This window comes from Scandinavium hiltneri, assembly GCF_024764835.1.
In the GTDB taxonomy this organism is placed as follows: domain Bacteria; phylum Pseudomonadota; class Gammaproteobacteria; order Enterobacterales; family Enterobacteriaceae; genus Scandinavium; species Scandinavium hiltneri.
In genome coordinates this window covers 908,090-927,063 of record NZ_JALIGE010000076.1, presented here as the reverse complement: position 1 = coordinate 927,063, position 18,974 = coordinate 908,090, and the positions used below count along the sequence as shown (strand labels likewise).

Below are 18,974 nucleotides of genomic sequence, written 5' to 3'. Positions count from 1 at the left end.
GCAAGCGTGAATATCAGCGACGTGGCGAAAAGAACCGGTTTAACCAGCAAAGCGATTCGTTTTTACGAAGAGAAGGGGCTGGTCACACCGCCATTGCGCAGCGATAACGGCTACCGCAGCTACACGCAAAAACATCTGGAAGAGCTGACGCTACTGCGTCAGGCACGGCAGGTGGGTTTCAATCTGGAAGAGTGTGGCGAGTTGGTGAATTTGTTCAACGATCCGGGGCGTCACAGTGCTGATGTGAAGGCACGTACGTTGCAAAAAGTGGCTGACATAGAAAGGCACATCACGGAATTGCAGAGTATGCGGGAACAGCTGCTGGTGCTGGCGGATGCCTGTCCAGGAGATGACAGCGCCGACTGCCCAATTATTGATAATCTGTCCGGCTGCTGTCATCGCAAAAGTAGCTAGTGTGGGCGCACCTTTAAGGTAATGCCTTCTACGGCGAACACTTCTACGCGGGTCCCTGCCGGAAGATCATCTTCGGCAAGAACCGGCCATGAACTGTCGCCGACTCGCATATGACCACGACCGTTGATGAGTGTCGTATCCAGCGTGAAGATTTTACCGACCAGCTGCTGACCGCGTTGATTGAGCTGGCTGTCGGCGCGCGGCTGTTGACGAACACGATTCGACAGCCAACGCCACCACAGCCAGGCGGCGAGCAGCGTCAGCACCGCAAACACCACCCCTTGCCACTCCCAGCCAAACGGCAGCAGCCAGACCAGCAGGCCGGTGACAATCGCCGCCACGCCGCTCCACAGCAGATAGCCATTCCCGCCTAGCATTTCTGCCGCCAGCAGCACGCCGCCGAGGCTCAGCCAGAAAATGTGCGGGTGGACGAGAAGGGCATCAATCATGGTTTTTTCCGCTCACCGGCGCTGTCTTTCACCAGTTCAGCAATCCCGGCAATCGAGCCCATCAGGCTGCTGGCATCCAGCGGCATCATCACCACTTTGCTGTTATTCGCTGAGCCAATCTGCTGTAACGCATCAGTGTATTTCTGCGCGATGAAGTAGTTCACGGCCTGAATATCCCCGGCGGCAATCGCTTCGGATACCATTTGTGTGGCGCGTGCTTCCGCTTCGGCTGAACGCTCACGTGCTTCCGCCTGCAGGAACGTTGACTGGCGTTCACCTTCCGCTTTGAGAATTTTCGACTGCTTCTCACCTTCGGCTTTGACGATCTGCGCCTGGCGGATCCCTTCAGCTTCCAGGATGTACGCACGTTTGGTACGTTCGGCTTTCATCTGCGCATTCATGGCGTCGATCAGCTCAGCCGGTGGGCGAACGTCGCGAATTTCAATACGGGTGATTTTGATGCCCCAAGGATTAGTGGCTTCATCCACTATATGCAGCAGGCGGGTGTTGATGTTGTCACGCTGGGAGAGCATTTCGTCCAGCTCCATCGAGCCCAGCACAGTACGGATGTTGGTCATCGTCAGGTTGATGATTGCCAGTTCCAGGTTGCTGACTTCATACGCCGCTTTCGGGGCATCAATCACCTGAATAAAACATACCGCATCAATGGAAACGTTGGCGTTATCTTTGGAGATAACTTCCTGGGATGGAATGTCCAGCACCTGTTCCATCATGTTGATTTTACGGCCAATACGGTCCATGAAGGGTACCACCAGACTTAAGCCTGGGTTCAGTGTATTGGTATAGCGGCCAAAGCGCTCGACCGTCCATTGATAACCCTGAGGAACGATCTTGACGCCAGCGCCCACAATCACCAGCGCGACGAAGATCAGTACGGGAATAAAGACGAGCATTTAAAACCTCCTGTTTTTACTGAGAAACCCTGGGACTTACATGTCAGGGTTGATACAGGAAGTATAACTTTTATTCACCAGGCTGCGGTAACGTTCTTCTGTGTTGAAAGCGTACTAAATGCCCCGGCGACAGGACGCCGCCGGGGAGAGGGAATATCAGTAGAGCAGGGAGTACAGCAGGCGGCGGTATTTCGACGCCAGCGCATCGCCGGTACCGAGTGCCGCGAGGATTTCCTGCAGCATCTTGCGCGCCTGGCCATCTGCCGCGCCCAGGTCTTTTCGCAGGTGACTGAACAATAGTTCCAGCGCTTCTTCATTGCGCCCGACCTGATGCAGCTGCAGCGCTAGCTGTGAGGCGAGAGCCGCATCTTCCGGATGCTCCGCCACCTGCTGTTGCAGCTGTTGGATTTCCGGGGTGTCAGCCGCCTGTTTCAACAGCTCAATTTGCGCCACCAGGCCCTGATAGCGGGTGTCCTGATCCTGCAACGGCACGGTTTTCAGCGTCGCTTCTGCCTCTTCTGAACGGTTCAACGCAATCTGCGTTTCCGCTAACAGCAGGCCAATCTGGCTGTCCTGATTTGACAGCTGCCATGCGTCTTTCAGCAGCGGCAGCGCGTCGGCGTGATTGCCTTCCTGCATCAGCAGCATCGCCTGCTGAGCTTTGAGCTCTTCTTCACGTGGCAGGAATTTGTCCAGCAGCGTACGGATAACGTCTTCCGGCTGCGGTCCCTGGAAACCGTCGACAGGCTGGCCGTTCTGGAACAGATATACGGTCGGAATGGCGCGCAGGCCGAACTGAGAGGCAATCATCTGCTCGGCGTCGCAGTCGAGCTTCGCCAGAATGAACTGACCGTTGTACTGGGTCGCGAGGCTTTCCAGAACCGGGGTTAACTGCTCGCAGTGCTGGCTACGCGGAGACCAGAAGTAGAACAGGACAGGAACGGTGGCGGACTGCTCCAGGGTCTGGTGCAGGTTAGCTTCGGTAATGTTAACGATATACTGTGCAGACATAAGGCATTCTCTTTATTCGATATGAGTCGATATCTCATTGAGATGGGGGCGGAGGACGATGCTTCAACTCAGCCTTGCAAAATTTTGTCCATCATTCGGCCCGGCAACAGACGCTTGAGCAGCATCACCGCGTGGGTCACCAGCGTCACCGGATAGCGTATTTTCGGCTTCTCGCTGGTGAAAGCATGGCGCACTTTTTCCACCACCGCCTCCGGCCCGAGAGTAAAACGGGCGGCGATACCGGGGTTTTCGACGGGTTTGTCGGCCTGGGTCTGGTTGACGTTTTCCGTGAAGCGGGTGCGGATCGGGCCGGGTTCAATCAGACAGACTTTAATCCCGCTGTGGCGCAGTTCCATACGCAGCGCGTCGGACCAGGCTTCCAGCGCATATTTACTGGCGGCATACGCCCCACGGCCCGGCGTGGAAATCAGGCCCATGACGGAAGATGTCATCACAATCCGGCCTTCGCCGTGCGGCACCATCGCGGGCAGCAGGCGCATAGTTAGCTGATGCGCCCCGAAGACGTTAGTGGAAAACTGTTGCTCCAACTGCGCGCGGCTCAGGGTATTCAGTGGGCCATACACGCCAAAACCGGCGTTATTGAAAATGCCGAACAGGTGGTTTTCGGTAAGGGCGAGAATTTCGTCGGCGGCGCGGTCCACGCTGTCGGGCGAATCCAAATCAAGAATAATTCCCGTTAGCCCCAGACCTGACATGCGGGCCACGTCCTCTGGCTTGCGACAAGCGGCCAGTACGCGAAAGCCCTGACGTTTCAGCTCAAGCGCACTCTCCAGCCCAATACCGCTGGAACATCCTGTTATTAAGACCGTTTTTTGCATAACTTTACCTGAAGACAACCCCTGATATTCAGGTGTCGTGTTTAACTAAGGGAGCCAGGCGTGTCGCCATCCAGTCCGCTATAAACGGCTGCGCGTCACGATTGGGGTGAATACCATCATCCTGCATCCATTGCGGTTTCAGATAGACCTCTTCCATGAAAAATGGCAGCAGAGGAATATCGAACTCTTTGGCAAGCTGCGGATACATCGCGCTAAAGGCCTCATTATACCGACGGCCATAGTTCGCAGGCAGACGAATTTGCATCAACAGTGGTTCTGCGTTGGCGGCTTTAATTTGTTTGATAACCGTTCGCAGGGTTTGCTCGGTTTGTTGAGGCTGAAACCCGCGCAAGCCATCGTTACCACCCAGTTCGACCAACACCCAGCGCGGCTGGTGCTGCTTGAGCAGCGCTGGCAGGCGCGCCAGCCCCTGCTGCGACGTGTCACCGCTAATACTGGCGTTGACAACCTCGGTCTTCGGCTGCCACTTTTCATTAAGGAGCGCGGGCCATGCGGCCGTTGCCGCCATGCGATACCCGGCACTCAGACTGTCACCCAGAATTAACAGCGTGTCGGCAAATGCGGCACGACAGGTTAACAGTAAAAGAAACAGGAACGGCACATGCCAGCGGAAAACATACTTGATAGATTTAAGTAACTTCTCAAAACGGATTGCAACCACAGCTAGATCCCCTTACTTGCTGACTTTTTTGGCTTTTACAAACTCCTGCTAACTCTGTGAGAGTATCACGAAAACAGTGTAATAAAGTGTCCCTCCGTAGTAACCTCGAAAAAAAGTAAAATGCGAGGGACATACTTTGCTAACCAATGCCCACATAAAAAACGCCACCCCCAAAGAACGCGAGTACACGATCACTGATGGCGGAGGTCTGGCAATTCTCATAAAGCCCAATGGCTCTAAGCTGTGGCGTTTCAGGTACACCCTGAACGGAAAAAAACAAAAATTATCCATAGGTGTTTATCCAGACGTCACCCTGTCTACTGCCCGCATTCAGGCGGCAAACGCTCGCGCGAAAGTGGCTCAGGGTATTAGCCCTGTAGATGAAAAAGCCAAAGAGATCGAAGCAAATCGCTCTGGCTCCTCGTTCAGAGACGTTTACGGCGAATGGTATCAATCCAGAATAGCCCGGTGGGCTGATAGCTATGCGAAAAACATAACACGTCTGTTTGATAACCATATTCTGCCGTCTATCGGAGGTCGTTCCGTTGCGAAGATTGAGCCGCCTGACGTTCTCAAACTTCTGAAGAAGATCGAGGCGAAAGGTTCGAAAACTGTAGCAAGCAATGCCCGCGCCAGATGTTCGGAGGTATTCGCGTTTGCTGTTATAACGGGTAAGGCCAAATACAACCCCGCCAGAGACTTAACCGGTGCGCTACAGCGCCACAAAAAAGGCCACTTCGCATCGTTGGACACCTCAGAGATAGGCTCGTTCCTGAATGTTCTCACGACGTCTGGTGAAAGCCTGATAGTCATATCATTAATCAGGCTCCTGATGCTCACAGGTTTGCGACCAACCGAAGCCCGTGAAGGGGCGTGGAACGAGGTCGATTTAGATGCGGCGCTGTGGCGAATGCCAGCCGAACGAATGAAGGGGGATAGGCCGCATATTGTCCCGCTCTCCCGGCAGGCCATCGATATTCTGAAGTTTATGCGGTCTATAACTGGCCCACATGGATTGATATTTCCAAACCAACGCGATGCGCTGCGGGCGATGTCCCCCGGTCTTGTTGGCAATTTGATACATCGCTGCGGGTACGGAAATGAGGCTACAGGGCACGGATTCAGGCACACAATGAGTACGATCCTACATGAGCAGGGATATAACACTGCATGGATTGAAGCGCAGCTAGCCCACGCTGACAAAAACACCATTCGCAGCACGTACAATCACGCTCAATACCTCGACAACCGTCGCGAGATGCTTCAGTGGTACGCCGATCACATCGACGAACTGCATCGCGCAGCAACCTCCCTTTCCGTTAACGCTGGTGATTCACATGGTTACTAAGAAAATACTATCTATACATGAGAGGGAGAAGGCAAAGCTAATCGCTGATGAGGAGGAAAAACTATCCAGAGTTTCGGAGATACATTCTATCGAGGGGTTTTCTCCCGCATGGCAGTTGGCAAAAAACGCTGCGGGTGATGCTAGGGCGTATAAATTTGCCTATGCGCGCGTAAGCACGTCAAGGCGTTATGGCAAGCCAGATCCATCAAGTTCTAAATTCTGGATCGATATGTCGCATCAGGAGTGTGATTTATCACATAGCGCCATAAAAGAAAAACTTAGAGACGTTCCCGCTGATGGCCTGCGGGAAATTATCGCCGATTTCCTTGTTTATCAGCGTGGCACTATTGATAGCGCGATTGACAACATTGAGGCGAAGGCTGATAAGGACGGAAATATCAAGATAAACGATAAAGGTGATGAAGTTCCTGTTTCGGAGTTACAGATGTATTTCAGGTATGTGCCAGATAAAAAAAGGGAATATCACCCCTCAAACAATCGCCGCTCAATATCTGCATCATTCAACAAAATTTTGTTTTTCAGCGAGGGAAGGGCAGTAAGTGGACTAATTAAAAACCAAGCGAAGGGCGGGCACCATCCAGCTAAACCAGACACCAAAAAAAAATCCCTTGAAAGATGGCTCGTTAAACAGTGGGAAGGTGGTCAGTGGTCAACGAAAGTAGAGTTTATCAATAAATTGAAGGATATCGCGCCGCCCGGAAAGGCTGAGACGCTAGACGGCATGAGCGAAAGCGCGATAATGAAACTGATACCTATAAAAAAGAAATATTCACGTAAAAAGTGATTAAATTCAGCAAATTATATTTTGCTGCCGTTAGCGGTAAAACAAAAGCTCTCAGCATCCCGGCAAAGTTCCCTCACTGACACACAAAGAGTTAATGAGGGACATTTAATGTTGACAACCTTACCTAAACTGAAAGATTATTCGTCCGCACCTGCAAAATCAGGTGTCGGGATTGGTCTCCCGGATAAAGCAAAAGGCGATAACACACGCGCCGCAGCGTGTTTTTTATTGTCTAATATCCTGCACGCCTTCAATGGTGGGCTGGTGGCGGAGCTTCGTAAGAAGCGCCGGGTTCCTTTTGCTCCGGTAAGACCAATCTGCTGCCAGTTCACCACCAATCGATTGGTCTCGATTTGTGGTGATTTACAATCATTGCAAAAGGAGATCGCCACCATGGCTGTCTGTGTCCACGCTCACCTAAAAACCTTCATTTTTGCCGCCGTTGAGCGTGCAAACCTCAAATCAGCTCGCCCTGTCATGTTGCATATTACCGCTGCAACAGAACGCGATGCCCGTCAATCCGCCAGCCGTCAATATGTGCTTTCTTTCGCTGGTGTCATCCAGAACGGAGGAATCGCATAATGGCTATGTCCCCGCAGTGCTGGAACCCGCAACCATTCAATCCTAAATTCAACTGGATCCGCTTAGATGAAGTCAAAGCAATCGTATTCCGCAGCGAGCAGGTCATCTACGCCCTGATGGGCAAAGGTTCCTTCCCTGTGCCCGCCAAATTGTCGCCACGTATCAGCGTATGGCGTGAAGATGAAGTTAAGCAGTGGCTTATCGACTCAACCAAAGCTAACGGCTATGCAGTGATGGAGGGGGCGGAATGAGCATCAATAGTCCAAACCAACCCATAGTCCGTAAGGCCGAATTAACCATTACCGGGGGAGGATTAGTGATATGCGATCAACACTGATCACACCAACCCCGATTGGCCGCCCGCGATACGCCATAAAAGCGCTCGTACTGAGGCCTGTCACGGTCGGAAAGTACGGACACAATATCATGCTGAAAATTGTGGATACGAACTGCCCCATTAAGTACGACAGGGATATTCTCAGCTTGCATCTTACAGATTCCGTCGCCATCGGCAATATGGGGGGGCTTGTCACTGGTGATGTTATCGCCATTTGCGGTGTGACATGGCATGGCTGGCGGCGCTGTCAGTGGCTGAAGGCTGATGCCATAACCGCCGTGGTGAACTTGCAACACCATGAGAATTTAGAGCCACAAAAATAGCGGTATCAAAAAAGTCACCAGCGGCCACGGATGGGCTGATTGGTGGCGTGAGGTCATCACCATGAATAAGAACACTACCCCGAACACTCCTTTTAGCCAGGTAAAAGCCCGCATCATGGCTGAAGGTTGGCGATATGCGCTCGCCCCACTGGGTATACCTGAGCCACACGGTTCTAAAAAGCACACCTGCCCGATATGCGGCAAAACTGACAGCTTCAGAATTTACGACAACGGCAAGAATGCCGGGACGTATATCTGTACGTGTGGAGCGGCTGGAATTGGATTTAACCTGCTGGAGCTGGTGGCACGTATGCGCTGTGGCTGTGCTCCCGACAGTAAACCAGATGGGCAGCAGATTAAACAGGCTGCGCAATTAATTGATGAGGTTTGTGGCTGGGGTTACTTCAGACAGGGCATGACCAGTGAAGAGCGGGCGCAGATGGATGAACAGCGCAAAAAAAATGAACGTATCGCAGCAGAAAAACGCCGCGAACGGGAGGAGGCAGCAGAGCAGCAGGCTAGAGAATCCCGCAAGACGATGTGCGAATTGCTAAATTCTGCCCGCCCCGGTGAATGTCATTACCTGACCCGTAAAGGCTTTCCGATTGAATCGCAACGTCTTTCCGTTACCGCTGATGGAACTGGGATTGCTGAGATTCACAATATCAATGGCGAGCTGGTGAACGTGCAACGATTACTGGCAAAACCTTTCCCTGATGGTCGCAGCAAAGATCCGATGAAGGGATTGCCAACATCGGGCATGTTTATTCCGGTTTACACGCCAGAAATGCCAGATACCACCTTCATTATTGCTGAAGGATATGCAACGGCGCTTAGCCTATCTATCGCTGTGCCATCTTCTCGCATCATAGCAGCAATGTATGCGGGGAACCTTTTAAGCGTCGCCACGGCTTTCAGGGAGAGATTTCCTGCGCTCGAAATTGTCATTGCGGCAGATAACGACTACCACGCTCCCGGCGATGTTGACGCTAACGGCAAGGTAAAGGCCAATATGGGAATTATCAAAGCCAACGAAGCCGCAAGGTTATCCGGTGCGCTGGTGGTATTTCCGGGCTGTTTGGGGCGTAAAAAACAGGACTGGGACGACGTGCGGGCAGAGCTGGGAGCCGAGCGAATGACTGAAGAATTTAACCGCGAACTGGCGAAGGCCAGAAAAGAGCGGGACGCGAAGGGCAGCAGCGCTGCCACCATTCACGTCCCATACCACGAAATAAACACCAGAAAACAGCGCACGTCCATAGTTCCGGCTGGCTTTGATTTCAGCATGGGGGTTCCTGACGACTTCGAAAAATGGCACCAGACACGTGACGCAATCGCACAAGACCTTGTAAGCATTAAAGCTATGTATGCCTGTATCCACTGGGTGCCTTGCAATAACCGTGGTCAACGAAAAGCCTATATTCTGCATGAGCCATCTGTCCGCGGTAAGGAAGACGAAAAGCGAGTTACTGACTGTATCAGCACAGTGATTTGTGAGGGGGTTGATGTTATCGGGCGCGGCACGATTGACGGAGAGGCGTGTCTCACGATAGGAAGCGACACCGGAAACCGTATCACCATTAAACAGAGCGAGTTAACTCCTAAACTTATTCGTGTTGCGCTGTCAGCCATTGGTGGCGAGCCAGACCAGAGCACGAAAGCAATGGAGATGATCGCAACCATATTTTCATGGAAGCCCGCCCCTAAATTTACTTATTCAATGCTTCCCGGTTGGTACCGCCTGCCCGATGAGGATGGTAAATCGCGGTACAACTACACATTGCCAAACGGGAAAACCTACGGACATAAGGCGAGTACACATTGTGCAATGCTCACCCTGCCAGAAGATACAACCTCTTTTTCCGTCACCGCGTTCGAAGACTGGCGTAACAACCTAGCAGCACTGGCGACGGGCAACCCCATCATGGTTTTTTGCATCCTGTATGCACTTGCTGCACCGTTTTATCTGATGGCGACCGATAAAGCGAAGGCAGAAATGCCGATAGTCCACATATTCGGGACGACCACGCAGGGTAAGACTACAGCGTTAAAAGGCGCCGCCAGCGTACTGGGTAAGCCTGAGCGCTCTATGTATGGATGGTCGGCAACTGCCTTCGGACTCACCCAGATAGCGACTGCGATGAATAACGGGCTTCTTATCCTTGATGAATTGCAGTTAGCTGGGACAGGGGATAGCTCTGAGGGTTCGAAGCTCAGCAAGGCATTTCGAGACCTGAGCGAAGGCAACGGAAAGATTCAGGGTAAACCTATTGGTTATGGATTTATCAGAACCCCACGTTTTGAAACTGCGATCCTTTCATCTGGTGAACTTTCTGCCGAGAGCTTTGTTGAGTCGAAAGGCGGCGATACATCAGGCGGTGTTGGCGCACGTCTGCTGGATATTCCATTCATCCCGTATACGGATCTTCACGGCTACGCTGATGCCCGCGCCTACGTGGAAGCGTTTGAAGCCAAAGCCTCTCGCTACTACGGTACGCCACTCGATGCCGTGCTTTCTGAGTTCTGTAATATCGATAACACCGTGCTGCGCGAGAAAATAGCAGAGCAGGTGAACAGCTTTACGAACTGGCTTAAAAGCGAAACATCCGATCCCATTGTCATTCGTGCGCTGTCAAAGCTGGCTCCTGTGTATGCCATCGGTATGCTTACGCAGCACATAACCGGATTTACTGATGACGATGTTAATTCCACGTTTATGGCACTCATTGACGCATACACAGAGCATAACGGCACCGGAAACCGCGATAGCCGCAAATTCATTGCCGCGCTTCACGTTGCCATTGTTAAGGACCGCGCTCACATTGCCCCGAAAAACATCACTGACGGCGCTGATAGCCGCTATATCGATAATCGCGCTGGGTTCTTTGAAACGAAGAAAATCAGCGAAGATGGCGACGAAACTTACCCCGTATGGCTTTTACGTCCGGAATTCATTAAGTCCGTCATGCCATCCATGAGCTACCTGAAGAAGCTGGAGGCATTGCGGCAGGCCGGACGCTATGAATGGCCAGTTTTCGTAGTAAATGGTGATAAACCCGCCACCGAATCCAACGCCACTACGATGGTGAAAGTGCGAACCGGACACAAAGAAGGTAGAACAAACACTCGTTTAGTCATTATTTCCGGCGTGGATGGCTTTGGATCCTAATCACAACACAACGGCTGCAATCAAATTTATGAGGGTAAAATATGAACAACGGAAACAAAACGACCAATACTCCGGAGCATCTGGGCTGCTTATCGATAACGATCCGCATCGCTTTGCGTACATCGAAGCGGCTATCACAACCGGCAGCGTGCGTATTCGTTATCTCGTCGAGCATGATGGCGAGATTGCTCCTGTGGGGAGAGTTGAGGTTGTACCTGAGGGGGGCTTAGAATGATGAACAGCTGCAGTACAAGCGATACAATCCGGTGGAGGTGAGCTGCTTTCCCACTGGTCAATACACCGGTTCAGTAAACTACTGCCTTGGCGCATCAACCTACCTACTGAATAATCCACCATCTTCGATACAATTTCCGCTGCACATTTACGCACAGTTAACTTAAAAGGATTCTATTAACACGCGTATTATGGCTTCCCCGCAAAGCGGGGGCTTGGAAACAGATACGCTGGAAATTATGAAAAAGATATTATTTGCTTTATTGATGGTGCTGACTACCTCTGCTTTTGCTGGTCATTGTGACTATCCAGATCAGCTAGCCTCTGATGGTTCAATCTGTGGCGGTCGTGCTGCCTCTGTTCGTCCAGGGGGATATGAACCACCACCGGAATACGGCAGACAGCAGCCCTTAAATTTAGATGCTATGTATAACAACACCCCACGCATTCAGAGCTATCAGAAATCTGAATACGAAATCACAGGGGATAAGCTAAATGAAGCAGCACCATATTATAACGGTCATGATGACTTCCTAATTCACTATGATTGTGTTGATAATAGCAATGATTTTCATTCATATTTGACACGAGGGCGAATTAACGGGAAGTATATTTTCATCGTTCGTAGTGGTGATGGCCATAATACAAATTATGGCGAAAATATCGGTGCTATAGACAAAGATAGTACATCCAGTGGTAACGCCTTTCATTATGTATTTAAAAGTGAAGATGAGCAGCAGAACGGACAGCTTTGGACGACTAGTAATGATGATAAAGATAACACCCCTTCAATGGGCATAGACACTTGCACTGTAGTTAAATCTTTCTAAGGTATATTAAAATGAATAAGTATTTTAAATTAGCTGGCTGGTGTGTTGCTGTGGCTGTTGTTGGTGGCTTGTCTGGATCACATGGTGTAGATTTGGTTAACCAATATGCACACCGAGTTTCTATTGTTGACGCTAATAACTCTGCGAACATTGGTGGGGTGTATTGGTCACATGGTTTTAAAAACGCTGATAAGAATGCTGCAATACGTACAGTTGTAGATGCAACTAATACAACTTTTAATAATATTCCTGCTAATATCACTGATGCGGAATTTATTAAGCATTTCGGCAGTCGTCCAGAATGGCAAGGCCATCATTTTTTTGGTCATGCTTACACGCCTGTCGAGGTTGTTAAATTTGGCGAGTCGCAAAAAACTCATCCAGAGGTTGAGGCTTGTGATAGTTGGCAGAATGTATTAACCGCTAAGCGAGATAATAAAATTTCAACGTGGGAAGTATATAAAGACGTTAAAGCTTTGCGTGAAGATTATTTACGCCAGTGTGCATGGAATGAAGCTAAAGACATGCGATATACGGATAATGAAGCAACAAGTAATTTCAACGAAGGTGAAATAATGCGAAAAGGCTGGTTTGCTCTGCTGGCACTGTTCGGAACTATCCCCGCTATTTGGATTGGATTCTGGCGTGTTGTTGGTGCTGCCGTGCGTTCTGCAAAATCTGAAATAAAAGGGGATAAGAAATAATGAAACGTTTAATTATCAGTGCTGCTTTAATGGCTGTATCTGCTGGTGTAATGGCTAATACTTTTCAGTGCTCTGGTAATGGTCTTTCTAACCGTGTTGAAGAATGGGAGGGTTTAAACAACATTAAAATTAACGGCATGTTTTTTAATGCAACTGGCACTGCTTCACGCTTAAAGCATGGAACCAATGAGCAGTTGTTCAAATCAGAATATCCATCAGTTAGAGCATTTACAGTCTTCTACAATGATTCAGGGGATATTTATGCTGTAGCAGATGTAACCGGACTTGCAGATAGTCAGGGGCTAATTACTGGTGCTAATATCGAGGCGCATAAAACCATATGTCCTGCATGGGAGCAGCAGAAGCAAGCAGAGCAGGAAGAGCGCAATGCTGCACAACAGGAGCGTGAAGAAGCAGCAAGAGCTAAAGAGATAGCTAGGAAGGAGGCTGAAGAACAGGCTGAATATAAAGCCATACTAAAACATGCAGTAGATGAAGCGGCTAAAGCAAAGGCTAAAGAAGAAGCCGCTAGATCGTGGTGATAAAATGAAAACACTGAAGTGGCTGGCATAAATTGGCCAGAAGATAAGAACTTTTCTTGATCAACTAAAAATCTGCTTTTGGCACAGGGCTGCCTGCCAGCTTAGGTTAAGCTAGGGGCCGTAATAGTGTCATAGTGAATCTGAGCTAATACAGAGATCAGATCGTGGCGTAGAGAATCGAACTACAGTTATACCGCCACCAGTAAGCGATAAACCCGCGCCCTACCTCTCCAGTAACCCCATAAAGCGACAAAAAACAGCCTTAACGGAATAGGGCTGTATTTCATCGCGGTACGCCCTCTTTACTGCGGTTTCCGTAAAAATATTTTTTGCTCATTTATTAAACATAGTCAGGGGCGGGCGTATTATCGCTGCGATTAATGCTCTTTTTTCGTGTGTTCTATGCTGCGTGGCTACAAATATAAAACCATTTTGTAACCAAAAAAGGTAATTTGTAGCCACCTTTGTAGCCACTTTATTTGTAATAATGTCTATATAAAATATATTGTTGCTTTTTTTATTGTTATACATGTAGCCATGTGGCTACATGGCTACATGTATTCGCTCGCACATATGGGGAAATTTTTTATCGGGAAAATATCCGATCTCGCCATCATGATATTTCTATACGTGTATATAGTTTTTCGTGTAGCCATGTAGCCGCTCCTGAGAAACTGATTTAGCTGTATTTTTTTGTAATTAATGAGAGTTGAAAAAGTGGCTACAAAGGTGGCTACATGTGGGCAATAATCCGTGAAAGTGGTTACATCACATTACCGGTAGGATCAAGCAACTGCCGCAGGAACTGACCGCACACCTTCCGTCCCCGCTACTGAGTTAATGCATATTGGCGGCATTGAGTTCCTACACTTCGCACGGGTATATGGGGTTGTCGAAAGTCCCCGCCCCTCAGCAAACCTGAATCTAGGCGGTTGTAGTTACCGTTCGTAAAGGGACTCCTTTACGAACAGCAGAAAACCATACTATTAATGAGTTCGTAAAGATTGATTTTACAGTTTATGAACTATATGGTTTGCGAACTCCCTTTACGAACGAAATGAAAAATTATGGCTCTCATCACATACCTGCGAGTTTCAACGAACGATCAAACAATCGAAAACCAACGCCGCCAAATTCAGGACGCGGGCTATCAGGTTGAGCGGGATTTTGAATTTTATGATGATGGCATTAGTGGTGCGGTTCCCGCGAGTAAGCGCCCGGCGCTAGATGAAGCCATGAAAATGGCACGAAAGGGTGATGTATTCGTAGTGGTTGCTATTGACCGACTCGGACGCGATGCCGTTGATGTCCTGACGACAGTTAAAGCGCTAGACTCAAAGGGCGTGAAGGTAGTCAGCCTCCGTGAGGGATTTGACCTCAGCACTCCAGCAGGGAAGATGATGCTTCATATGATGGCAGGTTTTGCTGAGATGGAAAAAAGTCTGATTGCCGAACGCCGTGATGCTGGTATCTCCCGCGCAAAGGCTGAGGGTGTCCATTGCGGTCGCCCTCAGTTTGAGCATGGCGAGTTTATCGCATCCCTGTGGGATAGCGGCCTGAGTTACTCGCAGATTGTTTCTGAGCTGGCAGGGAAAGGCATCAAGGCCGGGAAAACAACGATCTATCGCTTTAAAAAGTGAATATCTTTCCGTCACCGCCAGAGGATCTACCATGCCGAGCAGCAATCCCGCGGACATGAGCAATACAACGTTTTCTATAGGAGCATCCGCTTCTGCTCAGCGTCTCGCCGCCACAATGCAACAATTCCGCGCCCAGCAGGAAGAATCGCGAGTGTTTTCTGAACCTGTGGAGTTTGACCCGTCACCTTCCAGTGCTCTGGGTATGCGTGCACATGACATCAGAGGGTTTTGTGATTCTCGCCCATCGGAATTGCTTACCGAATATCTTCGCGGGTTGGGGTTCGTCAGGGAGCATCTCATAGCGGCGCGCAACACCCTTAAGGCTAGTGGCAAGAAGAAATACGAGGCATACATCAAAAATGCTGTAGAAGCGCTTCCCGCGCGATTCTGTGGCCTCAATTCATACTATCTGAAAATCCTTACCGACTTAATGGCGATCCCCTTTCGGAGAAGTGCAGAGAAGGACAGGAGGGAACTTTCTGATTCTCTGTGCCTGATTGCTAACTTTATCGAGAAATATCGTTACTGCGCTACCGATGATCGCTACCGGCTCTACGCCACAACCATTGTTAACGATATCGATACTGAGCAGCTCCCGCCTATGATTGCGGGGATAATCATCCGGGAAGTAACTTCACTGGTAAACACGGCCTGCGTGGCGAACGTGCTGACGTTTGCCTGCTCCGGCATTACTCATGAAGAATACTGGCGATATACTGACCCAGATGATTTTGCTGAGGTTTATCCGGGTGGCGAGATTCCTGATGATGCTTCCCCGCTTGATATGCTGGATATTTATCAGCCCCACCACGGCATAGCGCAGCAAAGCCTGTGGTATGGGCTGGATAATTACGTTGATGATTTCGTTGTGTCCCTTGCTGGTGGCCTTTTGTGCGGAAGAATGCCAGAGCAGCCGCGTCGGGTGATACTGAAGCGAGCTTGATATTATTATGTGGTGTCCCTCCAGTGTTGCCTTGATGGTTTTCTTTTTTATTTTTTATCTATAAAACAATTGGATAAGCTTTATATGGAAAACATACTTGAAGTTCATCATCTTAAGAAATCCGTCGGTCAGGGGGAGCAGGAGCTATCCATCCTCACCGGAGTTGAGCTGGTTGTCAAACGAGGCCAGAGCATTGCGCTAGTGGGGGAATCCGGTTCCGGTAAGTCGACGCTGCTGGCGATCCTCGCCGGGCTGGACGACGGCAGCAGTGGGGAAGTGAAGTTGATTGGCCAACCTCTGCACGCGATGGACGAAGAGGCGCGCGCCGGGCTACGTGCCCGTCATGTGGGCTTTGTGTTTCAATCTTTCATGCTGATCCCGACGCTCAACGCGCTGGAAAACGTCGAACTCCCGGCCCTGCTGCGCGGTGAAACCGACAGTCAGGGGCGCAGCCACGCCAAAGCGCTGCTGGAACAATTAGGGCTCGGCAAACGTCTGCATCATCTTCCGGCACAGCTTTCCGGCGGCGAACAACAGCGTGTGGCGCTGGCCCGCGCGTTTAACGGTCGGCCAGACTTGCTGTTCGCCGATGAACCCACTGGCAATCTTGACCGGCAAACTGGCGATCGCATTGCCGATTTGCTGTTCTCCCTGAACCGCGAGCACGGCACGACGCTGGTGCTGGTGACGCACGATCCGGCGCTGGCGGCGCGTTGTGATCGACGCCTGCGGCTGGTGAACGGTCAACTGCAGGAGGAATCATGATTGCCCGTTGGTTCTGGCGCGAATGGCGTTCGCCGTCGCTGCTGATTGTCTGGATGGCACTGAGCCTGGCGGTGGCCTGTGTGCTGGCGCTCGGTAATATCAGTGACCGCATGGACAAAGGGCTGAGTCAGCAGAGCCGCGAATTTATGGCGGGTGACAGAACGCTGCGCACCGCGCGTGCCGCGCCGGAGGAATGGCTGAATAAAGCCCGCGAAATGGGGCTAAAGATCGGCGAGCAGCTCAGTTTTGCCACTATGACCTTCGCGGGTGATACCCCGCAGCTGGCGAGTGTGAAAGCGGTGGATGACGTTTATCCGATGTATGGCCAGCTGGACACCCAACCGCCGCGCCTGAAGCCGCAGGCGGGCAGCGTGCTGTTAGCCCCCCGGTTGATGGCGCTGCTGAACCTGAAAACGGGGGACACAATCGACGTTGGCGATGCGACGCTGCGTATTGCCGGTGAAGTCATGCAGGAGCCGGATTCCGGCTTTAACCCGTTCCAGATGGCACCGCGTCTAATGATGAACATCGCCGACGTGGCAAAAACCGGGGCTGTACAGCCGGGGAGTCGTGTCAGCTGGCGTTACAAATTTGGTGGCACGCCGCAGCAGATTGAAGCCTACGAGAAATGGTTGTTGCCGCAGCTAAAGCCCGATCAGCGCTGGATTGGCCTCGAGCAGGATGAAGGTGCACTCGGCAAATCTCTTGAACGCTCGCAGCAGTTTTTACTGTTGTCGGCGCTGCTGACACTGCTGCTGGCGGTCGCTGCGGTGGCGGTGGCGATGGGACATTATTGCCGCAGTCGTTACGATCTGGTGGCGGTGCTCAAAACGCTGGGGGCAGGGCGGGCGCAACTGCGTAAGCTGATCCTCGGTCAGTGGGCGATGCTCCTGCTGTTGTCATTGGTCACCGGCGGCGCGATGGGGTTGCTGTTTGAACGCGTGTTGATGGTGCTACTCAAACCGGTGCTGCCTGTCGCGTTGCCGCCTGCCAGCCTGTGGCCGTGGCTGTGGGCTATTGGCGCGATGGTGGTGATTTCACTGCTGGTGGGAATGCGACCGTGGCGTCTGCTGCTGGCGACCCAGCCATTGCGCGTATTACGGCGTGATGCGGTGGCGAACGTCTGGCCGCTGAAATTCTACATCCCGGTGATGATGGTAGTGGTTGTGCTACTGCTGGCCTGGCTGATGGGCGGCTCAATGCTACTGTGGTCGGTGCTGGCGGGCGCAGTCGTGCTGGCGGTGCTCTGCGGGCTGTTGGGCTGGGTACTCCTGAACGTGCTCCGGCGCGTAACGTTGAAATCGTTGGCATTGCGTCTGGCGGTAAGCCGCTTACTGCGGCAGCCATGGTCTACGCTCAGTCAGCTGGCGGCGTTCTCGCTCTCCTTCATGCTACTGGCGTTGTTGCTGGTGCTTCGCGGCGATTTACTTGACCGCTGGCAGCAGCAGCTTCCGCCTGAAAGCCCGAACTACTTCCTGATCAACATTGCGCCAGAGCAGGTCGGGCCGATGAAGGCCTTCCTGGCCGAACATCAGGTGATCCCGTCGGCGTTCTACCCCATCGTGCGTGCGCGTCTGACGGACATTAACGGTCAGACGACGGACGGCAATAAAGACGAAGCGCTAAACCGCGAGCTGAACCTGACCTGGCAAAGCCAGCCGCTGGAACACAATGCGGTAACCGATGGCAGCTGGCCGCCGAAAGCGGGTGAAGTGTCGATTGAGGAAGGCCTGGCGAAGCGCCTGAACATTGAGCTCGGCGACAACGTGACCTTTACCGGAGATACCCAGGCGTTCAGCGCGAAAGTCACCAGCCTGCGTAAAGTGGACTGGGAAAGCCTGCGGCCAAACTTCTTCTTTATCTTCCCGACCGGGGCACTGGATGGGCAACCGCAAAGCTGGCTTACCAGTTTCCGCTGGGACAATGGCAACGCGCTGTTGACTCAGCTGAATCGCGAATTTCCGACCGTCAGTCTGCTGGACATCGGCGCTATTCTCAAGCAGGTCGGGCAGGTGCTGGAGCAGGTCAGTCGGGCGCTGGAAGTGATGGTGGTGCTGGTGACCGCCTGCGGCGTGCTACTGCTGTTAGCACAGGTTCAGGTGGGGATGCGACAACGTCATCAGGAGCTGGTGGTCTGGCGCACGCTGGGCGCAGGAAAATCATTGCTGCGTACCACATTGTGGGCTGAGTTTGCCTTACTGGGGCTGGTATCCGGGTTGGTGGCGGCTATTGGCGCAGAAACCGCGCTGGCGGTATTGCAGACGAAAGTCTTCGATTTCCCGTGGGAGCCTGACTGGCGACTGTGGGTCACGCTGCCGCTAAGTGGCGGGGTAATGCTTTCGTTGTGCGGCGGCTGGTTAGGACTGCGTCTGCTGAAAGGCAAAGCGCTGTTCCGTCAGTTCAACGTGTAATTTCGCCCGGCGGTGCTCTGTTTGCACAGGCC

General features: G+C 51.6%; 20 protein-coding genes. 15 read left to right on the top strand and 5 right to left on the bottom strand.

The features are described from left to right. Positions 1-6 precede the first annotated feature (6 nt). Complete coding sequence (gene cueR, locus MUU47_RS21830) at positions 7-414, top strand: Cu(I)-responsive transcriptional regulator (protein WP_258990247.1); 408 nt, start codon at positions 7-9, stop codon at positions 412-414. Here cueR and MUU47_RS21825 read toward each other — a convergent pair. The 5 genes from MUU47_RS21825 to tesA all read right to left on the bottom strand — a co-directional run bounded on the left by MUU47_RS21825 (position 411) and on the right by tesA (position 4,300). Beyond that, the gene (locus MUU47_RS21825) at positions 411-863 is read right to left on the bottom strand and encodes an NfeD family protein (protein WP_110511296.1); all 453 of its coding nucleotides are present in this window, start codon (positions 861-863) and stop codon (positions 411-413) included. The two genes, cueR and MUU47_RS21825, sit on opposite strands and share 4 nt — an antisense overlap. After that, on the bottom strand, positions 860-1,777 hold the full coding sequence (locus MUU47_RS21820) for an SPFH domain-containing protein (RefSeq protein ID WP_125353500.1): 918 nt from the start codon (positions 1,775-1,777) through the stop codon (positions 860-862). The genes MUU47_RS21825 and MUU47_RS21820 overlap by 4 nt, the downstream gene beginning before the upstream one ends. A 156-nt stretch (positions 1,778-1,933) precedes the next feature. Then, positions 1,934-2,788 (bottom strand): co-chaperone YbbN, encoded by an 855-nt coding sequence (locus MUU47_RS21815; protein WP_258990245.1) that lies wholly within the window; start codon positions 2,786-2,788, stop codon positions 1,934-1,936. Positions 2,789-2,856: 68 nt separating this feature from the next. Then, entirely contained in the window at positions 2,857-3,627 is a 771-nt protein-coding gene (locus MUU47_RS21810) for an SDR family oxidoreductase (RefSeq protein ID WP_258990244.1), read from the bottom strand. Positions 3,628-3,655: 28 nt separating this feature from the next. Continuing rightward, on the bottom strand, positions 3,656-4,300 hold the full coding sequence (gene tesA / locus MUU47_RS21805) for a multifunctional acyl-CoA thioesterase I/protease I/lysophospholipase L1 (protein ID WP_258990585.1): 645 nt from the start codon (positions 4,298-4,300) through the stop codon (positions 3,656-3,658). Between the two features lie 145 nt (positions 4,301-4,445). Between tesA and MUU47_RS21800 the strand changes: the two genes are divergently transcribed. The 14 genes from MUU47_RS21800 to ybbP all read left to right on the top strand — a co-directional run bounded on the left by MUU47_RS21800 (position 4,446) and on the right by ybbP (position 18,942). Then, positions 4,446-5,657 carry a tyrosine-type recombinase/integrase gene (locus MUU47_RS21800; RefSeq protein WP_258990243.1) on the top strand — a complete coding sequence of 404 codons (1,212 nt, stop codon included), beginning with the start codon at positions 4,446-4,448 and terminating at the stop codon, positions 5,655-5,657. Continuing rightward, positions 5,647-6,462 (top strand): hypothetical protein, encoded by an 816-nt coding sequence (locus tag MUU47_RS21795; RefSeq protein ID WP_258968516.1) that lies wholly within the window; start codon positions 5,647-5,649, stop codon positions 6,460-6,462. The genes MUU47_RS21800 and MUU47_RS21795 overlap by 11 nt, the downstream gene beginning before the upstream one ends. 108 nt (positions 6,463-6,570) lie before the next feature. Continuing rightward, complete coding sequence (locus tag MUU47_RS21790) at positions 6,571-7,044, top strand: host cell division inhibitor Icd-like protein (protein ID WP_258990242.1); 474 nt, start codon at positions 6,571-6,573, stop codon at positions 7,042-7,044. Further along, entirely contained in the window at positions 7,044-7,295 is a 252-nt protein-coding gene (locus tag MUU47_RS21785; protein ID WP_258990241.1) for a helix-turn-helix transcriptional regulator, read from the top strand. The genes MUU47_RS21790 and MUU47_RS21785 overlap by 1 nt, the downstream gene beginning before the upstream one ends. Positions 7,296-7,365: 70 nt before the next feature. After that, on the top strand, positions 7,366-7,704 hold the full coding sequence (locus MUU47_RS21780; protein ID WP_258990240.1) for a hypothetical protein: 339 nt from the start codon (positions 7,366-7,368) through the stop codon (positions 7,702-7,704). Between the two features lie 61 nt (positions 7,705-7,765). Continuing rightward, positions 7,766-10,873 (top strand): DUF927 domain-containing protein, encoded by a 3,108-nt coding sequence (locus tag MUU47_RS21775; protein WP_258990238.1) that lies wholly within the window; start codon positions 7,766-7,768, stop codon positions 10,871-10,873. Beyond that, on the top strand, positions 10,857-11,108 hold the full coding sequence (locus MUU47_RS21770) for a hypothetical protein (protein WP_258990237.1): 252 nt from the start codon (positions 10,857-10,859) through the stop codon (positions 11,106-11,108). Before MUU47_RS21775 ends, MUU47_RS21770 begins: the two co-directional genes overlap by 17 nt. Before the next feature lie 190 nt (positions 11,109-11,298). Further along, complete coding sequence (locus tag MUU47_RS21765) at positions 11,299-11,937, top strand: hypothetical protein (RefSeq protein ID WP_258990235.1); 639 nt, start codon at positions 11,299-11,301, stop codon at positions 11,935-11,937. A gap of 11 nt (positions 11,938-11,948) precedes the next feature. After that, positions 11,949-12,641 carry a hypothetical protein gene (locus tag MUU47_RS21760; RefSeq protein WP_258990233.1) on the top strand — a complete coding sequence of 231 codons (693 nt, stop codon included), beginning with the start codon at positions 11,949-11,951 and terminating at the stop codon, positions 12,639-12,641. Next, positions 12,641-13,183 carry a hypothetical protein gene (locus MUU47_RS21755; protein ID WP_258990231.1) on the top strand — a complete coding sequence of 181 codons (543 nt, stop codon included), beginning with the start codon at positions 12,641-12,643 and terminating at the stop codon, positions 13,181-13,183. The genes MUU47_RS21760 and MUU47_RS21755 overlap by 1 nt, the downstream gene beginning before the upstream one ends. Before the next feature lie 1,067 nt (positions 13,184-14,250). Next, positions 14,251-14,823, top strand: coding sequence for a recombinase family protein (locus MUU47_RS21750; RefSeq protein ID WP_258968507.1), 573 nt, complete (start codon positions 14,251-14,253; stop codon positions 14,821-14,823). A 31-nt stretch (positions 14,824-14,854) separates the two neighbouring features. After that, positions 14,855-15,766, top strand: a complete 912-nt coding sequence (locus MUU47_RS21745; protein WP_258990229.1) for a hypothetical protein — start codon at positions 14,855-14,857, stop codon at positions 15,764-15,766. 84 nt (positions 15,767-15,850) lie between these two features. Beyond that, positions 15,851-16,531 (top strand): putative ABC transporter ATP-binding protein YbbA, encoded by a 681-nt coding sequence (gene ybbA, locus MUU47_RS21740; protein ID WP_258990228.1) that lies wholly within the window; start codon positions 15,851-15,853, stop codon positions 16,529-16,531. Then, positions 16,528-18,942, top strand: a complete 2,415-nt coding sequence (ybbP, locus tag MUU47_RS21735) for a putative ABC transporter permease subunit YbbP (RefSeq protein ID WP_258990226.1) — start codon at positions 16,528-16,530, stop codon at positions 18,940-18,942. The genes ybbA and ybbP overlap by 4 nt, the downstream gene beginning before the upstream one ends. Positions 18,943-18,974: the final 32 nt, after the last annotated feature.

Bases quoted from the DNA above. Each gene is read 5' to 3' on its own strand.
- MUU47_RS21825 (WP_110511296.1), bottom strand. From the start codon at position 863: ATGATTGATGCCCTTCTCGTCCACCCGCACATTTTCTGGCTGAGCCTC.
- MUU47_RS21820 (WP_125353500.1), bottom strand. From the start codon at position 1,777: ATGCTCGTCTTTATTCCCGTACTGATCTTCGTCGCGCTGGTGATTGTG.
- MUU47_RS21815 (WP_258990245.1), bottom strand. From the start codon at position 2,788: ATGTCTGCACAGTATATCGTTAACATTACCGAAGCTAACCTGCACCAG.
- MUU47_RS21810 (WP_258990244.1), bottom strand. From the start codon at position 3,627: ATGCAAAAAACGGTCTTAATAACAGGATGTTCCAGCGGTATTGGGCTG.
- MUU47_RS21795 (WP_258968516.1), top strand. From the start codon at position 5,647: ATGGTTACTAAGAAAATACTATCTATACATGAGAGGGAGAAGGCAAAG.
- MUU47_RS21790 (WP_258990242.1), top strand. From the start codon at position 6,571: ATGTTGACAACCTTACCTAAACTGAAAGATTATTCGTCCGCACCTGCA.
- MUU47_RS21785 (WP_258990241.1), top strand. From the start codon at position 7,044: ATGGCTATGTCCCCGCAGTGCTGGAACCCGCAACCATTCAATCCTAAA.
- MUU47_RS21780 (WP_258990240.1), top strand. From the start codon at position 7,366: ATGCGATCAACACTGATCACACCAACCCCGATTGGCCGCCCGCGATAC.
- MUU47_RS21775 (WP_258990238.1), top strand. From the start codon at position 7,766: ATGAATAAGAACACTACCCCGAACACTCCTTTTAGCCAGGTAAAAGCC.
- MUU47_RS21770 (WP_258990237.1), top strand. From the start codon at position 10,857: ATGGCTTTGGATCCTAATCACAACACAACGGCTGCAATCAAATTTATG.
- MUU47_RS21765 (WP_258990235.1), top strand. From the start codon at position 11,299: ATGGCTTCCCCGCAAAGCGGGGGCTTGGAAACAGATACGCTGGAAATT.
- MUU47_RS21760 (WP_258990233.1), top strand. From the start codon at position 11,949: ATGAATAAGTATTTTAAATTAGCTGGCTGGTGTGTTGCTGTGGCTGTT.
- MUU47_RS21755 (WP_258990231.1), top strand. From the start codon at position 12,641: ATGAAACGTTTAATTATCAGTGCTGCTTTAATGGCTGTATCTGCTGGT.
- MUU47_RS21750 (WP_258968507.1), top strand. From the start codon at position 14,251: ATGGCTCTCATCACATACCTGCGAGTTTCAACGAACGATCAAACAATC.
- MUU47_RS21745 (WP_258990229.1), top strand. From the start codon at position 14,855: ATGCCGAGCAGCAATCCCGCGGACATGAGCAATACAACGTTTTCTATA.
- ybbA (WP_258990228.1), top strand. From the start codon at position 15,851: ATGGAAAACATACTTGAAGTTCATCATCTTAAGAAATCCGTCGGTCAG.
- ybbP (WP_258990226.1), top strand. From the start codon at position 16,528: ATGATTGCCCGTTGGTTCTGGCGCGAATGGCGTTCGCCGTCGCTGCTG.